This is a genomic window from Paenibacillus sp. MMO-58, assembly GCF_037146255.1.
Lineage (GTDB): Bacteria > Bacillota > Bacilli > Paenibacillales > Paenibacillaceae > Pristimantibacillus.
The window spans coordinates 274,259-299,689 of record NZ_JBBCVY010000004.1 but is presented as its reverse complement, the minus strand read 5'-3'; the positions used below and the strand labels follow the sequence as shown (position 1 = coordinate 299,689).

19 protein-coding genes are annotated in these 25,431 nt (G+C 48.7%); 7 read left to right on the top strand and 12 right to left on the bottom strand.

Features of this window, described 5'->3' with window-relative positions; translation table 11 throughout:
- The first annotated feature begins 344 nt into the window (after positions 1-344).
- The 3 genes from WFJ73_RS14895 to WFJ73_RS14885 are packed head-to-tail and all read left to right on the top strand — an operon-like array spanning position 345 to position 2,766.
- Entirely contained in the window at positions 345-1,949 is a 1,605-nt protein-coding gene (locus WFJ73_RS14895; protein WP_336773814.1) for a flavin monoamine oxidase family protein, read from the top strand.
- Positions 1,950-1,964: 15 nt separating this feature from the next.
- Complete coding sequence (locus tag WFJ73_RS14890; RefSeq protein WP_336773813.1) at positions 1,965-2,525, top strand: RidA family protein; 561 nt, start codon at positions 1,965-1,967, stop codon at positions 2,523-2,525.
- A 55-nt stretch (positions 2,526-2,580) separates the two neighbouring features.
- Positions 2,581-2,766 (top strand): twin-arginine translocase TatA/TatE family subunit, encoded by a 186-nt coding sequence (locus tag WFJ73_RS14885; protein ID WP_132310505.1) that lies wholly within the window; start codon positions 2,581-2,583, stop codon positions 2,764-2,766.
- 115 nt (positions 2,767-2,881) lie between these two features.
- Here the strand turns inward: WFJ73_RS14885 and xylB are convergent, their stop codons facing one another.
- From xylB to WFJ73_RS14860, 5 genes are all read right to left on the bottom strand, one after another.
- Complete coding sequence (gene xylB / locus WFJ73_RS14880) at positions 2,882-4,378, bottom strand: xylulokinase (protein WP_336773812.1); 1,497 nt, start codon at positions 4,376-4,378, stop codon at positions 2,882-2,884.
- 39 nt (positions 4,379-4,417) lie between these two features.
- Positions 4,418-5,731, bottom strand: a complete 1,314-nt coding sequence (xylA, locus tag WFJ73_RS14875) for a xylose isomerase (RefSeq protein ID WP_336773811.1) — start codon at positions 5,729-5,731, stop codon at positions 4,418-4,420.
- 223 nt (positions 5,732-5,954) lie between these two features.
- Positions 5,955-6,158, bottom strand: coding sequence for a helix-turn-helix domain-containing protein (locus WFJ73_RS14870; protein WP_336773810.1), 204 nt, complete (start codon positions 6,156-6,158; stop codon positions 5,955-5,957).
- A gap of 241 nt (positions 6,159-6,399) precedes the next feature.
- The gene (locus WFJ73_RS14865) at positions 6,400-6,639 is read right to left on the bottom strand and encodes a hypothetical protein (RefSeq protein WP_336773809.1); all 240 of its coding nucleotides are present in this window, start codon (positions 6,637-6,639) and stop codon (positions 6,400-6,402) included.
- Between the two features lie 334 nt (positions 6,640-6,973).
- Positions 6,974-7,597 (bottom strand): ECF-type sigma factor, encoded by a 624-nt coding sequence (locus WFJ73_RS14860; protein WP_336773808.1) that lies wholly within the window; start codon positions 7,595-7,597, stop codon positions 6,974-6,976.
- Positions 7,598-7,987: 390 nt separating this feature from the next.
- Between WFJ73_RS14860 and WFJ73_RS14855 the strand changes: the two genes are divergently transcribed.
- Together WFJ73_RS14855 and WFJ73_RS14850 are read left to right on the top strand one after the other, a co-directional pair.
- Entirely contained in the window at positions 7,988-8,305 is a 318-nt protein-coding gene (locus tag WFJ73_RS14855; RefSeq protein WP_336773807.1) for a helix-turn-helix transcriptional regulator, read from the top strand.
- Positions 8,306-8,555: 250 nt separating this feature from the next.
- Entirely contained in the window at positions 8,556-9,719 is a 1,164-nt protein-coding gene (locus WFJ73_RS14850; protein WP_336773806.1) for an ROK family transcriptional regulator, read from the top strand.
- A 39-nt stretch (positions 9,720-9,758) separates the two neighbouring features.
- Here the strand turns inward: WFJ73_RS14850 and WFJ73_RS14845 are convergent, their stop codons facing one another.
- From WFJ73_RS14845 to WFJ73_RS14830, 4 genes are all read right to left on the bottom strand, one after another.
- Positions 9,759-15,467, bottom strand: coding sequence for a hypothetical protein (locus WFJ73_RS14845; RefSeq protein WP_336773805.1), 5,709 nt, complete (start codon positions 15,465-15,467; stop codon positions 9,759-9,761).
- 848 nt (positions 15,468-16,315) lie between these two features.
- Positions 16,316-17,524, bottom strand: a complete 1,209-nt coding sequence (locus tag WFJ73_RS14840; protein ID WP_336773804.1) for an S-layer homology domain-containing protein — start codon at positions 17,522-17,524, stop codon at positions 16,316-16,318.
- A gap of 302 nt (positions 17,525-17,826) precedes the next feature.
- Positions 17,827-19,044 carry an MFS transporter gene (locus tag WFJ73_RS14835; protein ID WP_336773803.1) on the bottom strand — a complete coding sequence of 406 codons (1,218 nt, stop codon included), beginning with the start codon at positions 19,042-19,044 and terminating at the stop codon, positions 17,827-17,829.
- A 28-nt stretch (positions 19,045-19,072) separates the two neighbouring features.
- On the bottom strand, positions 19,073-20,152 hold the full coding sequence (locus WFJ73_RS14830) for a lactonase family protein (RefSeq protein WP_336773802.1): 1,080 nt from the start codon (positions 20,150-20,152) through the stop codon (positions 19,073-19,075).
- Positions 20,153-20,337: 185 nt separating this feature from the next.
- Between WFJ73_RS14830 and WFJ73_RS14825 the strand changes: the two genes are divergently transcribed.
- Together WFJ73_RS14825 and WFJ73_RS14820 are read left to right on the top strand one after the other, a co-directional pair.
- Positions 20,338-20,700 (top strand): LytTR family transcriptional regulator DNA-binding domain-containing protein, encoded by a 363-nt coding sequence (locus tag WFJ73_RS14825; RefSeq protein ID WP_015846737.1) that lies wholly within the window; start codon positions 20,338-20,340, stop codon positions 20,698-20,700.
- Between the two features lie 110 nt (positions 20,701-20,810).
- On the top strand, positions 20,811-21,815 hold the full coding sequence (locus WFJ73_RS14820; protein ID WP_336773801.1) for an aldose 1-epimerase: 1,005 nt from the start codon (positions 20,811-20,813) through the stop codon (positions 21,813-21,815).
- A 293-nt stretch (positions 21,816-22,108) separates the two neighbouring features.
- On the opposite strand, the gene sbnB is transcribed toward WFJ73_RS14820, so the two are convergent.
- Genes sbnB through WFJ73_RS14805 form a run of 3 tightly spaced genes read right to left on the bottom strand, consistent with a single transcriptional unit; the run spans position 22,109 to position 25,337 of the window.
- Positions 22,109-23,077: a 2,3-diaminopropionate biosynthesis protein SbnB gene (gene sbnB / locus WFJ73_RS14815; RefSeq protein ID WP_336773800.1), complete on the bottom strand. Its 969-nt coding sequence runs from the start codon at positions 23,075-23,077 to the stop codon at positions 22,109-22,111.
- On the bottom strand, positions 23,077-24,075 hold the full coding sequence (gene sbnA / locus WFJ73_RS14810; RefSeq protein WP_336773799.1) for a 2,3-diaminopropionate biosynthesis protein SbnA: 999 nt from the start codon (positions 24,073-24,075) through the stop codon (positions 23,077-23,079). Before sbnA ends, sbnB begins: the two co-directional genes overlap by 1 nt.
- Positions 24,072-25,337: a CoF synthetase gene (locus tag WFJ73_RS14805; protein ID WP_336773798.1), complete on the bottom strand. Its 1,266-nt coding sequence runs from the start codon at positions 25,335-25,337 to the stop codon at positions 24,072-24,074. The genes sbnA and WFJ73_RS14805 overlap by 4 nt, the downstream gene beginning before the upstream one ends.
- Between the last annotated feature and the right edge of the window lie 94 nt (positions 25,338-25,431).

The window sequence follows — 25,431 nt, the reverse complement described above, 5'->3', positions numbered from 1 at the left end:
CACGGATTCTTTGATTCGAAATATATCAGCGGGCTGTTTCTTCGTCAATGGGACCGTTAGCCCTGGTATGTTTGTCCGAATTAGATGGGCGTAAACGAACAAAACGAACATTCTTTGTGTTCAAATGCTTGATTAGCCTGCGTTTTTATGAGATATGGAGTCTCTGCCCGCACCTATAAATGGTTATAATTACCTAAAACTCTATTTTTGATTGATTATTTTTATCTTAGCAATAAATTTTATTTATGTAAGATTTTCTAACAAAATGTTGGCGAAGGCTTGAAAAACCGTGCTACATTTCTTTCCGAGACGAGCAAATCGATCAAGCGAAGGAGTTGACGGGCATGGAAACAAAAGAGACGCCAAACGAGCTGTCGCGCAGACAATTTCTGACGACAGTCGGCAAAATCGGCGGTGCTGCCGCCGTGTTTAGCGTAATGGGGACGATGGGGTTATTTTCGCCGGAGACGCTGAAAGCGGCGGAGTATGAGCCTCCATCCAGCTGGGATCTGAAGGGCACAAACCGTTCAGGCAAAAAAGTCGTTATACTCGGCGCTGGCGTCGCCGGCCTGACGGCAGCTTATGAGCTTGGCAAAGCCGGCTATAACTGTACGATCCTTGAAGCCCGCGCCCGTTCCGGAGGCCGGAACTGGTCGGTCCGCCGCGGCACGACCGTAACTGAGCTTGGCGGGCAAAAGCAGGTTGCGCGGTTTGATGACGGCATGTACCTGAACGCAGGGCCGATGCGTATTCCTCAGTTTCACGTTACGATGGATTACTGCCGCGAGTTCGGCATCGCGATGGAGCCGTTCAACAACGTCAACGAAAGTGCCTACTATTACAATGAGAACGTTGGCGCCTTGTCCGGCACCCGCGTCCGCAAACGGGCCGCCAAAGCCGATGTAAGAGGTTACGTCAACGAGCTGCTCGCCAAGTCCATCAATCAGCCTGGACTGGACCTTCCGGTTTCCGCGGAGGAGAAGGACAAAATCGTCGCTTATCTCCGCTCCGAAGGCAATCTCGACGCCGACCTTTTTTACAAGGGCTCATCCCGCGGCGGCTATAAGGATGAACCTGGCTCAAGGCTTGATGCCGGCGTCATCCGTGATCCGTTCGAAATGAAGGCGATCATTAATTCCGGCTTCGGCAACTTCTTCGCAAGCGAGTACAGCTATGATCAGCAAATGATGATGTTCCATCCTGTGGGCGGCATTGACGCGATTCCGAAGGCTTTTGAGAAAAGGCTTGGCAACCGGATTAAATTTCAATCCGAAGTGACCGAGTTCAAGCATGTCGGAGATAAGGTGCAGGTTACCTATACCGATCTCTTGAACGGCGAAGCCAAGCAAATCGAAGGCGATTTCCTGATCTGCACGATCCCGCTCTCCGTTCTGAAGAACATCAAGCATGATTTGTCTCCGGAGATGACCAAGGCCATCAACAATACGAAATACGCGAACGCGGGTAAAATCGGTTTGCAGTTCAAACGGCGGTTCTGGGAGGAAGACGACCAAATCTACGGCGGCAATACGCTGACGAATATGGATATCTCGTCGATCTATTATCCGCCAACGAATTATTTTGCCAAGAAGGGTCTGCTGCTCGGCTACTATGCCCAAGGCTCCAACGCGGATAAGATTGGCGCATTATCCTTTAAAGAACGCGAAGCGCATGCGCTTGAACAAGGCGGCAAAATTCACCCGCAATATTATAACGAATTTGAATCTTCGTTCTCCGTGAACTGGAAGACGATCAAATATAACGAAGGCAGCTGGGTTTCCTACTCGGAAGACGATCGCAAGACCAACTATCCGGTGCTATGCAAGCCGGACCGCCGCGTCTATCTGGCAGGCGAGCATATCAGTTACATTACGGCCTGGATGGCGGGCGGCATTGAATCCGCGCGTTCGGTTGTCACCGATATCCATGAGCGCGTCATGAAGGAATAGCCAAAGGAGGAGCCTATGATGAAGATGACTGGAAAAATGAAAGTGCTAGCCGGTGCGATTGTGATCTCCTGCCTCGCCGCAACGGCCAGCGTATACGCGGCGGTTACGCCTAATAAATACCCGCTCGCCCCTATTCACGAGCCTGAATTTTACGGCAATCCATCTTCCGCGATCTCTAGCGCTGTAGCGATGCCGGCCGGCACGGCAACCTTCGAAACAAGCGGCACGGTCCCTTCCGTCGTGAACAAGGAAGGCAAAACGATCTACGATCGTTACGGCGATACCGAAAAACAAGGCCTCAGCGTCCTTAAAAATATCGAGACCTTGCTGAAAGAGCAAGGCCTCTCCATGAAGGACGTCACGTATCTGCGCGTATACATAGCGCCCGATGCCGCAAAAGGAGGCAAGTTCGATTTTGACGGATGGAATAAAGCCTACGCCAAATACTTCAATACCAAAGAAAACCCCGTCAAAACGGCACGTTCTACCGTTGGTGTCGCAAGCCTTGTCAACTCGGATTGGTTGATCGAAATCGAAGCCGTTGCCGCTTTCCCAAGCCATCATAACCAAGACTGATTTTTATAGAGTTAGAGTTTAAAATGCAAGATAACAATAGAATGGAGATGATCGTATGCTTCAAAACGTTGGTTTCCCGGGTCTTATGATGATTCTTGTTGTCGTGTTGATCATTTTTGGACCTTCCAAGCTGCCCGAGCTGGGCCGGGCCGTAGGCCGTACGCTGCATGAGTTCAAGACGTCGGCGAAGGAGCTAGTCTCCGATACGAAGGAAGAAGTCGTATCCGAAAGCAAGTCCTAGCATTTTAAGAGGCCGTACCTTTCCCGGGTACGGCCTTTTTTGTCCTAAAAAAAAGAACCGCTCCTCCCGGCTAACCGGAAGAAACGGTATCAACTCGCGTTATATGGTGCGGAGATTATCCGCGGTAAGCAACAAGCTCTTCGTTCATGCCGCGCGTCTGCGCGTAAACCTGCTGGTAAATACGGAACAAACCTTTATACGTCTCAACCGCTTCAGGCTGAGGCTCGTACGAAGCCGCATGCTTCACGAATTGCTCCGCGCAAGCTTCAAGGCTGTCGAACCAGCCGCAGCCGTAAGCTGCGAGCATTGCCGCGCCAAGGCCCGGGCCTTGTTCATTCTCAAGCGCAACAACCGTTGCGTTAAAAATGTCCGCCTGCATTTGCAGCCATACCGGATTTTGCGCGCCGCCGCCAATGGAAACAACCTTGTCGACCGTTTTGCCAACGCTGCGGAACAGATCAACGGACTCGTTAAGCGAGAACGTGATTCCTTCCATTACCGCACGGGCAAAATGAATGCGCTCATGCGAGCCGTCTACGCCAATAAAGCTTGCGCGGATAGCCGGATCGGCATGAGGCGTACGTTCGCCAACGAGGTAAGGCGTAAAGATCAATCCGCCTGCACCAGGTTTTACTTCGCCTACCCCCTGCAGCATTTCGTCAAACGATTCGTTAGGAGCAAAGGTTTTCTTGAACCAGCTCAGGCTGTAGCCTGCGGCTAGCGTTACGCCCATGGCATAGAAGGAATTCTCTTTGCCGTGGTTGAAGAAATGGACCTTGCCTTGGAAGTCTTTGTTCTTGTCGTTCTCGTAAGCGAGAATAACGCCCGAAGTACCGATACTCGACAGCGTGAGGCCCTCGGACAGAATGCCCGCGCCAATCGCGCCGCAAGCATTGTCGGCGCCGCCGGCAAATACTTTTGTCGAGGACTGAAGGCCGGTACGTTCCGCAATCTCGGGAAGCAGCGTGCCTACGAGGCCATGCGATTCTACCAGCTGTGGGCAGAAGCTAGCCGGGAGGCCAAATGCAGCGAGCACGTCGCTGCTCCATTCTTTTGCCGCAACATCAAGAAGCAACGTACCCGCAGCATCGGAATAATCCATATGCAGCTCGCCTGTCAGGGCATAACGAACATAGTCTTTCGGCAGCACAAACAGCTTCGCTTGCTCGAACGCTTGCGGCTCGTATTGACGAACCCACAGAATCTTCGGCAGCGTAAAGCCTTCAAGCGCCGGGTTGCGAGTAATGCCAAGCAGCTTGTCGCCAAGCGTACGCTCGATCTCGCGGCATTGCTCCGTTGTACGCGTATCGTTCCACAGGATTGCGTTGCGTACAGGCTTATTGTTTGCGTCAAGCAGTACAAGGCCATGCATTTGACCGGAGAAGCTGATGCCTTCAATCTGGTCGGCAGCGACGCCATTGGAGGAAGCAACTTCATTTAAAGCTTCGATTGTGGCTTGAACCCAATCCTCCGGCTTTTGCTCGCTCCAGCCGGAATGCTCGTGGAACAGCGGATAGCTGCGGGATGCTTCCGCAGCTACCGTTCCGTTCTTGTCAACGAGCAATGCCTTTACGGCACTTGTGCCTAAATCTATACCAACTACATAACTCATTGACATAATCCTCCCGTTGCCTAAGTTATTTCTCAGCCATTAAACGCTGAAAATAACTTCGCTGAGCATCAGTCTCATGCGCTCTTGCTTGCCGGATTTGTTAACGATCGGGTTGTTTTGCAAAGCGTAAGCTTCAAGGGAAGCCAAGGAAGCTTTACCTGCAACAACGTCAGCGCCGATGCCGGATTTGAAGCTGCTGTAACGGTCTTCAACGATTTGGTCGAAGATTCTTTCTTCAATCAGCTTCGCAGCCGCTTTCAGACCCCAAGCGAAGGAATCCATACCGGCGATGTGAGCCAGGAAGAGATCCTGATCTTCGAACGAGCCACGGCGCACTTTCGCATCGAAGTTAACGCCGCCGCGAGTCAAACCGCCGGCTTTCAGAACTTCAAACATCGTCAGTGTAGTCGAGTACAGGTCAGTTGGGAATTCGTCGGTATCCCAGCCGAGCAGCAGGTCGCCTTGGTTAGCGTCAAGGGAGCCCAGCATGCCGTTGATTGCAGCCGTACGGATTTCGTGCTCGAAAGTATGACCGGCAAGCGTTGCATGGTTAGCTTCAAGGTTCAGCTTGAAGTAGTCTTTCAGGCCGTATTTTTGCAGGAACGCGATTGTTGTTGCAGAGTCGAAGTCGTATTGGTGTTTAGTAGGCTCTTTTGGCTTAGGCTCGATCAGGAATTGCGCGTCGAAGCCGATTTCTTTTGCATAAGCGATAGCCATGTGGTACAGACGAGCAAGGTTGTCGAGCTCGAAGCCCATGTCCGTGTTCAGAAGGTTTTCGTAGCCTTCGCGGCCGCCCCAGAATACATAGTTTTCAGCGCCCAGTTCTTTACCGACTTCAAGGCCTTTTTTCAATTGCGCGGCAGCGTATGCGTATACGTCAGCGTTGCAAGTTGTGCCAGCGCCGTGTACATAACGCGGGTTGGAGAACATGTTAACGGTATTCCACAGCAATTTCTTGCCGGTTTGTTGTTGTTGATCTTTCAGCATAGCGACGATAACGTCGAGGTTTTTGTTCGTTTCTTGCAGCGTAGCACCTTCAGGAGCGATATCCACGTCATGGAACGCGTAGAACGGCGCGCCGATTTTGTCCAGGAATTCGAAGTTAGCTTCTACGCGTGCTTTCGAACGGTCAAGACCGTCGAATTTGTCCCAGCCGCGGAACATCGTAGCGTTACCGAACGGATCCGTGCCGTTAGCGTTAAAAGTATGCCAGTAAGCAACCGCAAAGCGAAGATGCTCTTCCATTGTTTTGCCCAGAACCACTTGTTTTGGATCGTAGTGTTTGAATGCAAGCGGATTGTCGGAGCCTTTGCCTTCGAATTGAATCTTGCCGATGTTAGCGAAATACGTCATGAGATGAATATCCTCCTTTAAAATGTACGAGTATAAGTTCAATCTTCTCGTTAGCTAAATGTGTTTTGAAAACGCTCACCAATAATATAGCACGGGTAACTTAGTTTGTCTATTAAACAAACTAAGATTGTTCTAAATATTTTTTAACATTTTTTCAGGAGTAATATTCCCCTTCGTTCGCTTCATTACACTGAAGTAAAGGGGAAATAAAAAACTGCCAACTCTAATCCGGCAGCTTACCGATATGAATCAGATCGATTGTAGGTACGCGATAAAGAGCGCATAATTTCATGGCTATGCTGCATGGAATCAAGCGGCTGTCCTTCTCGTACTCCAATAATAAGTCATTTGAAACACCTATTCGTGCAGCAACGTCACTAACCTCCAGTTGGTTCGCTAGGCGAATTTCTTTAAATGTAAAGATCACTCGAATCACACTACCCTCCTGATAATAGCTGATCCTCATATTTGAAGATGCCAGAAAACAAGCGATACTCTTCGCTCTATATAGGCCGACTATATAATAAGAACATGTGTTCCTATTATATACCAAACATACGTTCCTATTGCAAGTTGAAAATAATTTGGAAATAGGGTTTAGAGCCAATGACCATGCTAAATAAGCAGTGCGTATATTTAAAAAAAGGCTGCTCTATATTAATGGTGATTTAGTTTGCACCCTTGCCTCTATCCTTCGTTTTAACGCAGCTGTACGCGCCCGATGCAGTGAGCCCGATTGTAGCAATGTTAACGATAATATCCCGTACAGCAGAAGGTACCAATACCAAAATAGCAGCTATACCAATTGCAATGACTGAGCTATGTTTTGCCGTGACTCCATAACCTTTAATTACTCCGACAAAAGCCGCCACAAGGGCGGCGAGGTGAAGAATTTCTGGTTGCTCCATAATGTTCAGCCTCCAATGATCAATTCGACATAGTCACAATTCCTCGAACAACAAAAAAAGCCTTGCGCCTTCGCAAAGCTTTGCCCAATCAAACCATTTATTTTTCACCCAAACCGCTGGTTAGTGCATAGTGCATCATCCTCCCCCTTCATCATCCGATAATGTTAGCCTACGATAAAAGGCTGCGGAACGATCTTCCGCAGCCTGGCATCCAAGTAAAAAGCCGCCCTAGGGGGGCGCTGGCTACTGGTTAACATTTCGTTTGATACTATCATATTAGCATGGGTTGACTTGCCAAAACAGTACACTCAAGGGGACAACCTCAGGGACAACTTTAAGCGGAAAGAATAATATACTGCTCAATGGCCTGCTTTCTCCAACGTTTATACGTCCGTTCCACAATACCCAGAAGGCTGATCGTTTCTTCAACCGACTCTCCCTCAACATACCTCAAGCGAAGCAGTTTGGATAAATTCGGTTTATAGCATTCAAGCGCCATCAGGATGGTGTCGATCTGAATAAGCTCCTCCTGCAAATACTGCAGCTCGGTTATGCGATCAAGGACCGCGTCAAAATCATTTTTCGTATCATCGTATCCTCGCGCAGCAATAACCTTCTTGATTTTCCCGCGCAGCTCAGCCAGAAGCATCTCGTCCTCTTCGTTTGCCGCATCCTTTGGAAGCTCGGCAAGCTGACTTTTGAGACCAGTCCGTTGTTTGGACAAATAGGCGTTTGCCGTTGCCTCCAACTTCTGTTCGTGTTTAGATAAGTATTTATAGCTTGGCATCCCCCGTAAACGCTGATGCAGAGCCTGCAGCTTATCATCCTGATTAAGCCGTCTCATCGTCAAATCGGCTCCTATCGGATAATGATCAAGAACCTGGATTCTAGCCTGAATTTGCTTGTATCTATTTAATTGATGAATAACATGTTTTTCTTCCATCGTTTTTTCATTCATCCCCGATTTCTCCTTTGCCGGGCCTAATATATATTTGATTAGAACCTTTCATATCTCGCAATATTTGCTATACTATCAATAATTAGATTTGCCTTAAGACTGTCTTGGCTCCTACCCCAAGGCAGTCCCTGCTTTACTGGTTAAGCCATTATCCGTCTACTATCGGAAGATATTTCTACTTAAAGTAGACTGATTATCAAAAAAATATCACCCTTTCATAGAAATCCATTCTTAAATAAGGCATCATCCTCTCTTCTGTCTAAGTTGTTTCCATAATATTCTTCTTAAAGTAGATTGTCAACGTTAAAAACACGGTTTCATCTACCTTTAGATTGATCTCAATTAACCTTTTTTGTACAATTACCTTATAACAAGTATGGAGTGATTACGTTGAGTATCAGCGCAAATTTAAAAAAGCTACGTGAAAAATACGACCTAACGCAGCAGGATCTCGCTGATATTGCAGGTGTTACTAATAAAGCAGTTTCTGCTTGGGAAACGGGCCTGAAAGAGCCTCGCATGGGCGCAATTGAAAAGATCGCGAACAGGTTTGGACTTAAGAAGAGCAATCTCATCGAAGAAAATGGGATGGATCTTACGTTTAATCCTAATCAAGAAGAAACAAGCGGCGAGGATTGGACCGAAGAAGAATTAAAAGAAATCAATGCATTTAAACGTTTTATCCTTTCTAAGCGTCAACATAAATAAGAGGTAGATTTGTTCTCAGATTTACCTCAATAGGGCTACCCCTTTTTCTCCTCTACATCGTTTAAAATCCCTCATTACTGTTCGTCCAGCTTTGGACGAATCCCAAACCCTCATCTAACTTCATTTCTCCCATCCTTAGTTTGTATATTAAACAAACTAAGTTTATGTGTTAATATGTTTACTACAGCCATACACGGGCAAATTCTGATAAAATAGGCTGAATGGACGACATGGACGGAGGCAATTGCAGTTGAAAGTAACTACGACAGGCGATTTGACCCTTATTAAAAAAATAAATACATCCATCGTGCTGGAAGCCGTACTGAAACAGGCCCCCCTCTCCAGGGCGCAAATTTCCGAGCTTACAGGACTGAACAAAGCAACTGTCTCCAATTTAGTGCAAGATTTGATCGACAGTGATCTGGTAATAGAGATTGGTCCCGGGGAATCAAGCGGCGGACGTAAACCGGTTATGCTCCTATTTAACGGTAAGGCTGGTTATGCCGTTGGCATCGACCTTGGCGTTAACTACATTCGCGGGGTGCTTGCTGACCTTGAGGGTAATGTGGTAGCCGAGCTGCAGCGAAGCCTCAAGAAGCATCAGCTTGAGTTCACCTTGAAGGAACTGATTCAATGCATAGAAGAATTAATTGGAAAAGCACCTGACAGCCCTTACGGAATCGTGGGAATCGGCATTGGCGTGCCTGGTATCGTGGATGACCAGGGCTCTATCCTGTTTGCCCCGAACCTGGAATGGCGGCATGTCGAGCTTCAGCAAATGCTGGAGGAACGGTTCCAACTGCCGGTTACAATAGATAATGAAGCAAACGCTGGCGCGCAAGGCGAGCAGAAATACGGGATTGGCCGCGGTATCGCCCATCAGATCTATGTCAGCGTCGGGATTGGTATCGGTACGGGCATTATTCTTAATAAAGAATTATATAAGGGAGCAGCCGGATTTTCCGGCGAGCTTGGGCATCTGTCCATTGAATATAGCGGCAAACCTTGCCGATGCGGCAATGAAGGCTGCTGGGAGCTTTATGCTTCCGAAAATGCGCTGCTCGAACAAGCTGCTCCGCTTGGCTTCGATAATTTAGAGGATCTTCTTGACGCAGCGGAAGCTGGCAACGAAGGAGTCCGCGCGTTATTCTATAAGATTGGCGAGTATATGGGTGCGGGTATTTCGAACATCGTTAATGTGTTCAATCCCGACGTTGTGATCATCGGCAACCGTATGAGCCGGGCGAAAACATGGCTTGAGGAAGCGGTGCAATCTTCCGTTACCCGCCGGACATTGCCTTACCATCGCGAGCGGCTTCGGATTCTTTTCGCGGAGCTGCAGGATCAGTCGGCCGTACGAGGCGCCGCGTATTATGCGATCAGCAAGTTTTTCACGAAAATCAAAACCGGATAACGAAGAAAGGCTGCCCTCGAACGGGGCAGCCTTTTTGTATTATTTCACCCTATGAACGCCTACGATATCGTAGACATTGCCTTCAATCTGTACCGCCACAGTATCCCGCTTCACAATGCCATTATTGTAATAAGCCGTGAACTCGAAGATTAGCGGTCCTTTCTTGAAATCGTTAAATGTTTTTTCCCACAGCTCGCTTTGCCAACTAGTACGGGAGCTATTCGAAGACGTTAACGATGCGGAGTAACTCTTCATCGCAACTTCAACCCGGTCTGCTTTTGTTGCAGTTCCCGTGTTTGTTGTTGATGCTGACAGAATGAACTTCTCACCTGCCCAGAATACGTTATACCCCCGCGGCGAATCCTCTCTGCCGCTCTGCTTCTTGTTGAATTCCTTCCGTTTCTCATCCCACTGCTCGGTATGCTTTACGTAACCCGTTAATCCAAGCGCCAGTACCTTTACCTTTTTCTCAGTCTGCACGGTTTCCATGCCGTCGCTGACCGTGAGAAGCATCGTCCAGTCTCCCGTCTCCGTCATTCGCAAGCTTGGGCCTATAGACGGATAAGGCGTTTTGAAGCTGTAGGTGAAGGTTCTCGTTACGCCAGTTGGACTGGTCAGCTTATACGTAATAGCCAGATCGTTGTTATCCGGGTCGGATGCGGCAGTCGTAAATACTACAGCATCCCCTTCGTATACCGGCTTTGGCGACCAGTCAAAATCTGCGGTTGGCGGGCGGTTCGTCGAGAAATATATATATTCGTATTGGCCCATATTCCCTGCCACGTCCCAATCCACCACCATCAGCCGGTACTTCGCACCGGCTAGCAGCCCTCCTACCGTGTAACTGGTCGTTCCGTTCGAGAGCGGAATGCTGGATTCTACCGTTCCATTATTGTTCAAATCGATATTGTTCGTTGAACCGTCATCATTCACCTTTTGCATATAGAAGGCTCTTGATGCATGACCGGATGACGGTGCCGCATCGCTAAACGGATTAAACGTAACCTTTACCGATGTTGGCTTGATCTCAAGCTGCTCATTCGTATCATCCGGCTGAACCGTATCGACGAAGAAATAGCCATTCTCCGAATATCCGCCCCATGCAAAGCTGTCGCTTGCTCTTGCCCTCCAGTTATGCAGTCCTTCCTGCAATGCCGGGGTTGTATAAGAGGTTGCGCTGACCGCGCTATTTGTGTCTACCGCAAGCTCTGAACCCGCGTTGTAAAACACCTCGTAATCAACCCTGGACACCGGCTGACTATCAACATCGGTAACGGATACTTTCAGCAGCGGTCGATTATTATTCGTATAGATAGGTTCTGAAGCCTTGGCTCCGTTAAAAGACAGCAAATGCGTCACTGGCGGCGTGTTCAGAATAAAATATACGATATTGCTGTCATCCGACCAGTACCCTTTGGAATAGACGCGGCCTTGTACTTTTACTTTTCGTCCCTGCTTGATTCCTTCATCAAGAATGAACGAGGTATCGTTCCCGGGGTATTTCCCCTCCATAATGGTTGCCCCATTATCAACGTAGGACACCTTCAGATAAAACTGCTCTTGCGGGTCACGATCGGCATCGCTGTACGTCCACCGCAGGATTGGCTCTCCTCCAAGCAGAGTCGGGCTGGCCAATGTTCCTCCAGGATAGGTGATAATCATCTGCGGCCTATGCTGATTTGCAGGCGGGAGCGCTTCCTTGTAGACGCGAGTCTCCACCCAGTAGGACCATACGCCAAAGCCATCCTGCACTTGCTCCTGAATAATGAGCTCCACACCAGGTCGGGTATAGAGCTCCCTCTTCCCGGCAGTCCAAGCCGTTTCATCGGCCCATCTGGTCCGGAACTTCCTGTCCGCCAAATAATCCGGGATATCCGGATCATAGGAGGTATCAAATGTTGAGTAATCAAGCGTCTCCCCTTCTGGGTAAACAATACCCGTAAATCGGACATCCGGTCGAGCAATTGGACGGCGGTGCACATAAAGCTCCTTGGTTACCGGTTCCGACCACGCCTCATATTCATCCATGCCGGGACTATCCTTTGCTTTAAGCGTGATATGGTAAAGGCCAGGCTTGTCCAGCGTTGGAAGCTTAACCTCGAAGGTTTTCCCGTCAAACGCACTCGCCCCAAGCGAATTGGCAAAATAATCCGGATCATGCAGGTAGCTCCACTCTTCGGCCAACTCGGGATCTTTTTCGATATCATCAAAAATGGTCTCGTATTTGATCTCTTCTCCCACCAGAACGGATTGATGGGTTTCTTCTATATAATAATCCCCGTAGTTCTTGACGTTAACATCGCTAAACTTTGCTTGCTGCTGACCAAGAGACAGAATGCCTACTGAACCTTGCCTGTACGATGTGTCTGAAATTTCAATTAATTTTGCATGGTTGATATAGACCCGCAAAGTGCCGTTACTCGCTTCAAGCTCAAATGGATACGTTACAAACGGCGATCTTGGATAGTCTACCGATTGCAAAGCTGTTTTTGTACCCGCCGCGACTTTAAATAAAGTAAGCTTGTCCTTCGTCCACTCGGCCGCATACATATTTTTTCCATCTTGGATATGGATCGCTGCGCCAATTGGTTTATCGTTCGCTGCATCGTTTACAGCGACGTTGAAGAAGAGGCGATCGTTCTTCAGCTTAGTTGCCGGATCGTACCAAAGACCTGCCCACGCTGCGTCAACAACTTCAACGGTATTATCATCGATGACCTTCGGATAATCGCCGTTGCCGCTTGCAGGTACAAACGGAAAGACATATTGAATCGTAGAGCCTCCTAAAGTAGCCGAAAATCCATAAAACGATCCATCCGGAAGTATGGATGTATTTAGAGTCGGATCTTTCAAAGCACCGCTTGGGAATGAATAACCCTTATCTAATATCTCGCTTGAATACGTCTTGTTCCCATAGTAGTTATTATAAAAGTCCACCGGCGCCCTGCCTGCAGCTACTATACCAGCGTACGGCTTATAAGTAGCTTCAGAATAGTTCGCAATAGCTCCATTTATAGGATAAGCTAACAAACCGCTCGGCATCAAAAAAGCTTTGCCGTTAGAAATCTTGTTCCCTCTGTTATTTTGATACGTGTATTTCTTACCGTCGTAAGCTGAGGCAATAGGATTAAGATTGCTGTCGAACTTATAGTCGCCGTAATTATAGACGGTAGTCGAGTAAATCGTTCCATCCGGATAAACAACTGGAGTTGTCCCACCCCAAGATTTTTGAGCAGTAAACGAATCACAATAGGGATAATCGTCGCAATACCAGCTTTCCATACCAAATCGATTAGGGCCGGAAATACCAGGGTAGCCTAGCGTGCTTAATTGACCGGTTGTTCGATTCCAGTAGTATCCATAAATATCCGTACTCATGCCCGTATCGCTATTAAACATGTTTGAATAGTATCCGGAGACGGTGAAATACAAATTTTTGGTGTTTGTTGATTTATTCAGAGGACTGGCAACCATATAAGATGGATCGGATTGAGCGCTCGTCCTTACATCATAGCCCATGACACCGGTATCACCGTTTACTGCCATGGCATAGGTTTCAAAGCCATCATAACTTGTGTATGTACCCCAAGTTAAATACAAGTCCCCGTCAGAATCCACAACGCCTTTATAGTTTTGCAGGATCGTTGGGCTGTATTTCATGTCGCCTGTTTTGACATCCCATCTTACAGACTTATCAAAAACGGAATATTTGACGGCATGTACATTCCAGTAATTTTGTTCGACGCCAACTCTATTCCGATAAGCCAGATAGAGATATTGCCCGTCATCCGAAACCTCGAAATACATCACGTAAGAAATACCTGTCGATATCGGTATGGTATAACTGGCAGAGAGTTGACCGCGATTGTTGATTTTCCTGATCTCATAGGCAGTAGCTTTTGATGAGTCACCTACCCACGCCCCATAATAAAAGCTCTCGTTCTTATCAGCTCCCAAATAGGTCAGATTTCTTACTTCAGACAAGGAAAATCTGCTAATCTCCTTGCCATTTTTCGCATAACGTTCTACCATCTCCCCACCTTCACGCGAGTAGAGGCGATGACCGGCATAAATGTACGGTACGGCAACTGCACCGGCTGGCAGTCCCCATACAGGAAGGCTGGTTAGATCGGCAGCCAATTCGTACTTAGATCGGCTATTTGCGCCTAAGCCCATATTCGGATACTTAATAAAGAAATCCGCCATCTTGGCATTCTTGGTTTGCAGGGCGCCATTAATTGTTTTCCAGCCGATCGGCTTGTTAGCGTTTGTTGTGTAGGGCTGGATTAGCCTCCACGAACGCATAATCGATTCGCCCGAATAGGCCAAATCTTCAGGTGCGCTGTCATCACCCTGATCGGGTTGCCGCGTCAGGCCAGATACCTCAAAATCTACGAACGGAGCGTAGTTCAGAACGTTGGTTGCGGCTATTTCGGATATTGCCGACAACCCGTAATCCTCCGTCACGCTTGCACGGTATTGCCTCTTCCCTACGGTCGTATAAGTAACGGGAAACGTATCCTTAAATGGTCCCGTATAAATGGTAGTCCAGGGCTCTTCTTCATAGTTGCCGTCATTATCATGATCGTAACGCTCTTCGATTTGCATGCTTGCAAGTACATCGCCATCTACGCTTTCAGCATCAATATAGATCATCGATTCGTTAAAACGATAGGTCTGTTCCGGGGTCATGATGCTTACGATTGGCGGCTGATCGGGGACAACTTCAAAGATATGCGAACCCCAGTCACTCTCGCGTCCCTGCGAATCAAAAACCTTGCCTTCTACGGAATAATCACCAAGAGTTGTTGGGCCCTTGGAAGGCCATCCGTTTGTATATTCGGAATCTTCGACCTTTTTGTAGCGCGTCTGATTCTTCGTAAAATCAATGGTAACCCCACGCTCGGAAAGCGGTGTATACGAATTATACAGATGGAAGATGTTTGAGAAATCTCTTCCTTGAATAACCGTCGTTGGCCCTGTAACCACTGCAACCGGTTTGGGATCCAATACTTGCAGGGAAGCTGTATCCCATCTCGTCTCTGATCCATTGGTAACCATGATTTTTGCTTGATAGAAACCAGGCTTATCGAATTTTAAGTTAGGGTAGCGGTATTGACTATCATCCGGTATTACTTCTTGCAAGTTGTTGGAAAACGTCCAACTCATGGATGTATATCCATCGGAATTGTTATCCAACGTTGATTGATCACCTGTAATAATGGTATTAGGTATAAACTCAATATCAGCAGTGACTGGCGGAGCCGGCGGCGGTGTTGGTGTCCCTCCCGGATCAGGCGTGGCTGCACCCGGCTTCGTAACCGTTGTTGTACACTCTATCGGCTGTTCAGCTGTCGTACCGTCTGTGAAGTTTACCCGGACACGCATGACCCACGTTTCTGTATAACTATCAACGCCATCTAACTTGGTCTTCGATATGGTAAAGCTGAAATTCTGCTCGATCTTATCCAAGCCATACCCGACGGTTGAAGTCATGTACTGGCTGCCATCATCGGCACGACCATAGACCGTCCAGTTTTTGACGGTTTTAGTGCCTTTTCCTGCAAGAGAGGCAGTCAGCGTAGCTGTAACTGGAACATCTTTGTCAGCGAAGTTGATAGTGTCAGGTTCTGCCGTACAGTCACAGGATACGGTTGGTGTGGTTGGTTCAGCAATTAGTTCGTAGGTAACACGAACTTCCCCTTCGTAGTAGTAAGTACTTGCAGACCAGTTCAACTTTGTTTCCATAGTATATTTTTTCCCTATTGCATTTCCTGAACATCCTGTACAGTCTGCACTATCAAGTAATGATGCCTTGACTGGTGGTGTGGATACTGTTAATTGACCTTTACCTGCTATTCCTTTACCAAAGGAATCTACTCTATGCTGCGCATATCCTGATGGTGTAGCTTTTGTTACATTAATAGTTTCTTGAATTAATGCTGTTTTATATACTGAATCTGAATCTATAGGAGAAATATAATTATCAGGGCCAGGAACACCATCACTTATGGCTTTAATCCAGCCATCAGATGTACGGAGCCTACCATCAATTAATTTTCCTCCATTATCTTTAGCAGGTAGTAACCCTGGACAAACTGAAACTGTGCCACTCCAGCAAGAATCTCCAGTTGCCGGGGTCACATTATATGGCCCAACCCCATTACCTTCTACTACCCACTCCTTTCCATTTGACCTACGATTTATGACAGCATACATATTGGATGGTATCCCGTTTGCTGTCACTGTAAGTTTTGTTCCTTTGATATTGTTTAAAGTTAATCTTTTGCCACTTAAAGAAAAGTTGCTATTGTTTGAACTTACTGATTGGTGTGATTGTTGTACTAACTTTACCTTCCCACTACTATCAGCAACCATCATCCATAGTTGATATGCTTTAGGTTTATAACCTGTTGGAATATTTAAATCAACCGTTATCCCTGACAAAGTGGAACTTGGATTATATTTTTGGCTTGCTTTAAATGAGAGTGAATCTGTTTTTTTAATAGATGTTTCTGCTGCAGCATCTGAAACAGATTGAAAGCTAAAAAGGCTTATCAATATTGATAAAACAAGAAGTTGAGGTAATAATCTTCTTACAGTGCCCATTTATCTTTCACATCCGTCAGATAAAATTGTGATTGCTTTCCAAATGCGACATTATAACGCTCAAGGTGAATCGGAACTCCTCCATATTCTTTAATTTGATCTTGAATGTACTTTTTAGGTACTAATTTAAAGACATAATTATGGGCTATGCTATTGACTTTATGGAATCCAAACTCTTGATTGTTATAGAACAGTCCTTCTCTTTCAATCAATTTACCGTCATCGTATACATATGATGTATCGAGTAATATTGTCCCAGTGCTTCCTTCCGTGTACATTTCAAAACTAGTTCGCATAACTTGCCCTGAACCATCAGCCACAAGGTTTTTGCCAATTATTTTATATGCAAAAAGATATTCGTCGTTTGGTTTTTCTAGCTTATTAGCTGGAAAATATGTTGTACCTTTTAAATATTCTGAGAGAAACCCCTTCGTATCCGCAGGATCCAAAACAATCAACTTATCTATCGTCACGTTATACTTCTTACTAATATCCACGGAATAAGGAAGCTTCACCAAATCATTCTGATCAAACATCGTAATCATATTATGACGATGCCAAGCAATCTCCGCTGCGCTGGATGCCCCTTGGTCAACCGTTAATTTACCGCCGTCAGCCAGCTTCAGCAGCCTTGTCACCAGTACCGCGGCCTCCGCGCGGGTTGTTGTTCCTTCGGTGTTAATCGTCTCCGCTTTTGTCCCCGAACGTGACAAAATCCCTTTGTTCACGGCGCGGAACATCATTTCCGCCGCGCTTAACTTTTTCCCGCGATATTCCGTATACTCTCCCCGCACAGCCAGCTTCGCCATTTCATTGCGAGTAGCCGGATTATTAAGATTGCCCGGGTAATCGCCATCCAAGTAAATGCCCGCCTTGCTCAGCGCTGTCTGATAAGGCGCATACCAGTTCGAGCCGCCCGTGCCCACTTCGATTTTGAAAGTCATGGCCATAACTTTGAGCAGCTCGGCCCGCGTTATGGTGTTATTAGGCTTAAACGACCCATCCGGATAACCGTTGAGTACCTCAGCCTGCACCGCTGTTTCAATGGACGATTCCGCCCAATGCCCGTCGATATCCTTGAACGAAGGCTTGGCAGCCGCTTCAACACTCCGCTCGCTATCGGTTAATCCTAATCCAACCAAACTCCCTGCCGTAACGACACTAGCTAGTACAATAGAAATCCATCTTTTTCTCACAATCTATCATCTCCCCTATGATTTTTAAGCGCTATTACGCCTTTGTTTTTTGCCTGCTTCCCCCATATTCGCAATTTTGCATAGAAAAAAAGCACACAAAAAACCCGTAAGGCTTTTGGCGTGCTTCGCTCAAAAATTATTTCTATAATATCGTAATCTATCATTTTTTGTCAAATGTTTCCGTTAATTACCGTTCCAGCCTAACCCACTCGACCGCAAGCGGTCCGCCTTCGGCTTTGATCGTTACACGGCAGCCGCCAGATGCCAGCTTGACGCGTGGTTGAAGCCAACATATTGTCATCTTATTCTCTACGATCCTTCGGAAGCAAAATCGATAACAATCCAATCAAAGGCAAGAAGCTGCAGGCCACCATCGTATCCAAAATGCCATAATGGTCGGCTGCCGTACCAAGCACAATCGAGCCAAGCCCGCCCATGCCAAAAGCAAGACCCGTAATCAAGCCGGATGCCATGCCTACCTTGCCGGGCAGCAGCTCCTGTGCATAAACAACGCTGACGGAAAAGCCTGACTGCAGAATAAATCCGAGTACGAAAATAACCGGATAAATCCAGCCAAGCGAGACATGAGGCAGCAGTAGGGCGAATGGCGCGGAACCGGCAATCGAGAACATCATCATACGCTTTCGGCCAAACCGGTCGGAAAGGATACCGCCGAAGAACGTCCCCAGCACGCCTGCCGCCATAAAGATAAAGAGCGGCACCTGAGCTGCTTTGATAGACAACCCGAATTTATCCTGCATGTAGAAGTTAAAAAAGCTTCCAATTCCCGCCGCATACCACGAGCGGGCAAAAACAAGAATAAGCAGCAAAGTTAATGCAAAGGCGATAACCTTTTTGTTATATGGGGATACCGCCGGCACAGCGCCGGCTGCTTTTTTCTTAATCGGCGCACCCTTCTCAGCCAGCTGTGCTCCATACCATGGCACAACTCGAAGCAGTACCAAAATAGCGGCTATCGCAAGGAAAGTCCCAAGCACGGCGCCGCGTTGGCCAAGCGGTACGAAAATATAAATCGTCATCAGCGGAGCAAGCGCCTGGCCGAAGTTGCCTCCGACTTGATAGATCGATTGCGCAAGGCCGCGGCGTTCGCCCGCGGCAAAGAATACAACGCGCGACCCTTCCGGATGGAAGACCGCCGAGCCAAAACCTACAAATACGACGGCAAGCAGCAGCATCCAGAAGCTTGGCGCGTAAGCCAGGCCTACCATCCCGACCAGACTGCAGGCCATCCCCACCGGAAGCATCCATGGCGCGGGCTTTTTATCCGACAATAAACCTACAGCAGGCTGCAAGACCGATGACGTCATATTAAGAGTAAAAGCGATCCAGCCGATCTGGCCGAATTTTAAACCAAGCGAATCCTCAAAAATCGGGAATAGAGCCGATACGACCGATTGCATGGCATCATTAAGCAAATGGACAGAGCTGATAGCAAAAAGAATAGAGTATACCGTCCCCAGCTTGACTGCCGGAGAAATTTTCGCCGAATTGCCGGACATGCCGATTCCTTCTTTCTATTATCCAAGCTTACCGGGCAGCACCCAAACGAATGCATACCGGACTTGGTACTTCAAGTATCGTACCTTCCGATCGGATATGACCAGTCTCTTCGTTAACGGAGAACAACACGATATTGCCTGTCTTCTGATTCGCGACTAGCAGCTGGCTGCCATCCGGCAGCACAAGGAAGTTACGCGGAGCATCGCCCTCACAAGAAGCGTTCTGCAGAAGCGTCAGTCTTCCGTCTGCTTGATCAACGGTAAATACAGCGATACTGTTATGACCGCGATTTGAGCTGTACAGGTAACGGCCGCATGGCGACAGATGAATATCCGCAGCATCATTGTAGCCCGAGAAGCCCTCCGGCAGAGCGGATACGGTCTGAACAGGCGCTAGCTCCCCGTTCGCCGATACATTCAACAAGGTTACCGTCGAATCCAATTCATTCATAACATAAGCCGTGGACAAGCTCTGATGGAAAACAATATGGCGCGGGCCGGCGCCCGAATGAAGCTTGCAGGAGCTTTGCTTCACAAGCTTGTTGCCTTCTTCAATCCGGAAGGTGTGGACCTGGTCCGTGCCAAGATCATTTAGATAGACATAATTACCGTTTACGACAATGGCATGCGCATGAGGAGCTTCCTGACGCGCGGCGTTCGAACCAAGCGGTGCTTCCTCACGGACAATGGAAGTTGCCGGTGCAAGAGTGCCGTCTTCATGAATAGGAAGAAGCGCCGCATTGCCTCCGGTATAGTTCGCAACCAATACAGCGTTATTCGCGGAATCAACCGTTATGTAACAAGGATCCGCACCATGCGTCAGCTGGCGGTTCAGCTCCGTTAGCGCTCCGCTTCCTTCTTCAATCGCAAAGGATACAACCGAGCCTCCCGCATCATCGCCGGTCTGCCCCGTTTCGCTTACCGCATACAGGTGACGGCCAGCCGGATCAACGGCCAGATAGGATGCATTTTGAACTTTAGCCACTTCTTGCTTGACCGAAATTTTGCCCGCAGCGCCGTCATAAGCACATACGAGAATCGTCAGTTCTGTTTCGGCTCCATAAGAGCCAACGTATAAAATGCCAGCAAAAGTCTGGTTCTTGCTCATTTGCTCAACAACCTTTCTTTAGGTAGGGTACAGTAAAGTGAACATAGCATAAGCCACCGGTCTTCACAATGCTTTTAAACAAACATTCTGATGCCTATAAAAAAATGTCTTTTCAACCATGAATAGGCGTGATATAATGTAAGCGCTATCAAATCAGTAGTTCACATTTCTAAGGGGGAATCGGAATGATGAATACTACGCTGAGCGGCCGAAATGTCTACGAGGATTTCGAACTGGAATCGGATGTGCTTTACTTCAAGCTTGGTACTCTTGGTCTAGTCAGCTTCCACGGCAGAAACTACAACATAAAGAAGAGAATGACTGCCGAACAGATCCAGCAGCTCACCGCAAATAGCAGCTTCTATCCGGTGAATACGAATTGCTACATTAATATCGGCAAGATCAAGTCCATTGCCGGCGGCGTCGTATACTTTGGCTCGGAATATCACGAGACGAAGCAAGTACCGGTACCTAGGCGCAAACAATACGTGCTGCAGCAGCTTTTCACTCAACGCACGATCAACAACGAGCTGCGCATAACACCATAAGCTCTGCCTGTACGGACAACCGCCGCATTCCAGCCCTGGAATGCGGCGGTTGTCTGTTCAAGTTCATCCTGTTATTCTAAGGGAAGGTTGATTATAAGGAGGCATTATCAATGAGCACGCAAGGAAAAGCATTCGAGGAACAATATAAAGGCGAGCCTGCGGTATGGCTGCAATGGGGCTCTTACGAAGCCGCCGTGCTTCCTGGCGTTGGCGCGAATCTGATCGCGTTCCGCGACACAAGCAAAGGCTATCATATTCTCCGCGAGCCAGCCGAGCAAGAAATGGAAGCGTTTAAAGCGAACCCCGGCGTTCACGGGATTCCGGTATTGTTCCCGCCGAACCGTTATGAAGACGGTACCTTCGACTTCAACGGCAAAACGTATACGTTCCCTATTAACGAGCCTAAGACAGGCAACCATCTGCACGGCTTTGCCCATACGGCGGTCTGGACAGTTGAAGACTACGGCGTAAACAAAACGGAAAGCTACGTATCCCTGAAGCTGTCGGTGGACGAGAAGCATCCGATCTTCGAATTCCTGCCGCATGTCTTTACCCTTCGTCTGCGTTACGCCTTGAACGATACCGGACTTCTTCAGCATATTTCCGTACATAATGAAGGACAAGACGCCATGCCTTGCATGGTTGCCTTCCATACCGCCGTTAACGCGCCATTCGCGCCAAACAGCACGCCGGAAGACTGCTCCTTCACGATAACGATCGGCAAACGCTGGGAAATGAGCGAGCGTATGCTGCCTACCGGTCAGTTCCTTCCGCTCTCCGAGGGCGAACAGGCTATTCAAACAACGGGCGTCCCTACTTATTGGGAAGCAATGGACAACCATTACACGGCAGAACCGCGCAACGGCCGCAACCAAATGGTGCTGACGGATGCGCGTGAGCAGGTTGCTCTCGTTTATGATGCGGGTACGGCCTTCAAGCAATGGATGGTATGGAATAATAACGCGACAAAAGGCTTCTTCTGCCCTGAGCCGCAGCTTAACCTGGTTAATGCGCCAAACGTTGATCTGCCGGCCGATGAGATTGGTCTCGTCAGCCTGGAGCCGGGCGGCATTTGGGAGAACTCGAGCCGTTTCTACTTGCGATCGGCAAAATAATAAAATACAGCAGCCCCGGAGCACTTCCGGGGCTGCTGTATTTTAACCCCAATTCTAACGAAACCACATATTCTTATTCCGCTCATTTGTGCCCTTTCAAAATTCTAACGAAACATAGAAACGCTATTTAAGAAAAACTCTCGTTAAATCAGCCTAAAATGACCAAATAACGATACTACGTTTCGTTAGCACTCAGCATCGGCTTCAATAGCGAAAATAAGAATATGACGTTTCGTTAAAACTCCGCTGCTCCGAAGAAAAGCGCTGTTCCTACCGGGACAGCCCTTTTCTTTCTATTCTAGTCTCAGACCCACGCCAAGCCGCTCCGCAGCTTCGGCATAATGCGCCGCTACGGCAACATCAAAGATCGCAAGCCCCATTGGCGTAAATAACGTTGGTCCCGCAGGACGAATGATTTGATCCAGAGGAAGCGTCAGGGCATCGGCCAGCGTCATCGTATCTTCAGCCTGCAATCCCCCATGCAAATGCATACGCTCCGTATCCGTATCCGCCCGGCATATCTCCTCCCAGCTGTCGACGATGATAGTGCCTACGTTAGACAATGCCTCCAATTGATAATCGCGCAGCGAGACATGCATCAGAATCGCATCGGGCTTGGCAGCCTCATCGATATAGCGCTCCGGCGCAGCCGTGCAAGTAAACACAACGTCCGCTCCCCGGTAAGCTTCCTGCCAGGACGCTGCTTTCTCGACCGGAATAACGGCTGGAACTCCCTTCAACCACTCCTCCACTTCAACGTCCCGACGGTCAAAAACGGAAATTCGGCTGATCCGGTCACCAAGCAGGCCGTTTAGCATATGCACGTGCATCCGCCCGATTGGCCCCATGCCGATCAACGCCACCTGCAGCGGCGACTTTTTCCCCGCAACCAGCTTGCGCAGCATGGCGCCGCTCACCGCCGCTGTCCGGATAGCGCTAATGAGGCTTCCCTGCACCATCGCAACGGGAACGCCGGTATCCGGGTCATTCAGAATCGTAACGCTATTCGCTCTCGGCAGTCCATTCTCAATATTGCCCGGAAAGCTGGCAATCCACTTGAGCCCGGCAGCCCGCACCGGCCGGCTGACAAAAGCAGGCATCGCAATAATCCGGTTTCGTTCATCTCCGTATTTCAGATAAGGCTTTATCGGCTGCGCGCACTCGCCTGCGGCGTAAGCAGCCGCCGCATCACCAATAAGTTTGGCTAATGCTTGCCAGTTAATGCCGATCCTCTCAAGATCCCGTTCATTCAAATAAATCATTAAATAATCCCTCCTTGCTTATGCAGACCGGACGTAAAATCAGCGCCGAATATCCGCGATACCCAAGAATCGTCGTAAACGGTATTCAAATAGCGTTCTCCCCGGTCCGGCAGCAGCACCGCACAGGTTGAGCCGGGCTCGATGAACGGACTGTATTTTTCAACGGCCGATATCACTCCCCCAGAGGAGCCTCCAGCCAGAATGGATTCCATGCGAACCAGCTTACGGCAGCCTGCTATACAATCTCGGTCGTTCACGCGAACAATCTCATGAATACCTTCGTCCGGACAAAGCCCCGGCTTAATGCCGGCCCCAAGTCCAGGCAGCAAACGGGTAACCTTTCCCTTTTCCCCGCCAAAAATAATACTGCCTTCCGCATCTACCGCAATAACCTTCGTCTGCAGTCCGTTTTCCCTGATGTAGTCCACGCATCCCCGAATCGTTCCGCAGGTGCTAACGCCGCAGAACAAATAATCCAGCTTGGGAAGATCGGCTGCCATCTCCGCCATCGTCGTCTGCTGATGGGACAAGGCATTGTTTTTGTTGCCGTATTGATTGGGCCAATAAGCATCCGGCAGCCGCTTCAGCCACCTGCGAACGCGGGCAAGCCGTGCCGGCACGAATTCTCCCGTCTCCGGATCAGGCTTCTGGACCAGATCAATTCTCGCGCCGTAAGCCCTGAGCACGCGGAGATTCGCTTCCGTCGTTTTGGGATCTACCACGCAAATAAATTTGAAGCCCATCGTGTTGCACAGCTGCGCAAGTCCTACCGCCAGATTGCCCGAGCTGGACTCCACGATAACGGAACCGGGTTTAATTCGGCCATCCAATAACGCGGCCTCCAGCATAGCCTTTGCCGGACGGTCCTTTACGCTTCCGCCGGGATTATGCATCTCCAGCTTCGCGTACACCTCAAAATCGGCATGACCAAACAGTCTCCCAAGCTTCACCATCGGGGTATTGCCAATCATGGACGCGATATTATTGTAAACGCTCATCCATGATCCCTTCCTTCGCTGCTCTGCTGCACAAACAGCTTTTTCTGCTTAATCGGCTTTTTCCCCGTTCCCTCCGGCGCGGCGGAGTCCGTATCTTTGCCAATAAACAAAACATCCATTTGTTCCAGCAGCCCGCCCCGAATCATCGCTCCGATCGCAGGGATGGTGCTATGCAGCTCATCGCGAACCGCAGTCCGCACGTCTTCATCCAAATCACTAGTTGTCGTAATGTTGACCTGCAGCTTATTGCCGTTCACAAGCACCTTCACCACGGCTTGCCGAACATGGTTGAAGATAGCATTTTCGATATCGTAAATGCTGATTTTTTCCCCATGCTTCAGCTCCGGTCCAACCCGCTTCACAATGGCATCAAAGGTGGTAATCCGCCTTCCGTCCCGCTCCTCCACCTTTAAATCCCGGACTACATCATAAGTGACGAACCGAAGCGCCGGAAAACGCCGCCTTACAAGCGAGGTTAGTACCAGGAGCTGCTCTCCGGCAGGAAGCTCGACGTCCGGCAACCCTGCCTCTGCAGGTTCCACGCCTTCGGCTATAATGCCGTCCATAACAACATACCGCTGGATCGACCGGTCATAATAAGCAATCGTTCCGATCTCGATGCTGCCCAGCGTATCCATTACATCCTGCTCGGTAATGCCAAGACGTTCCGCAACCCGATGACGCCACGCGGGTGGTGCCGGCTCCCCGACCAGAATGACGCATTTCAGGCCCCAATGAAAATCCGGAGGAGCAACGCGAAGCATCCCGTCAAGGAGAGAAGGCATCGTGTACAGCACATCCGGCCGATACTCCGCAATACGGATCAGATGAGCGGCTGCAGGCAGGCCAAAAGGAACCGATTCGCAGGCAAGTCCTAGCTCTTCGAATATTTGCACCGCCGTAGCTTCCGCATGACCCGTCCCCATATCGCTTAATGCCCGGGAAACCTCATAGTTTTTGAGGAGCTCCGCAAACATCTCTTTTTTATACTGAATATAAGCATCCTCGTCGCTTGCATCATAATAGATAGCTTTTCTTTTATTGCCGCTTGTACCGGAAGTCCGGTAGACATTCCAATCTAGCGGAACGGTCCTCTCGTCACTCTCGTAATAGGGCAGCAGTCTGTCCTGCGTGAGAAGCGGAACTTCCTCCCAATTGAAATTGTCATTATTATCCCCGGTCATCTCTTTATACCAAGGATACAGCTGTCTCACTTCCTCCCATTTGGCGCGGAGAGAGGGCGTATTCATAGAAATAGGCATGAAGCATCCTCCATTTCGGTCGATCATTCTACCATCCTATGCGCCCCAAAAGAGAATCGCCTCGTATAAAGCCCACTCGCGGCAGAAAGGGCAA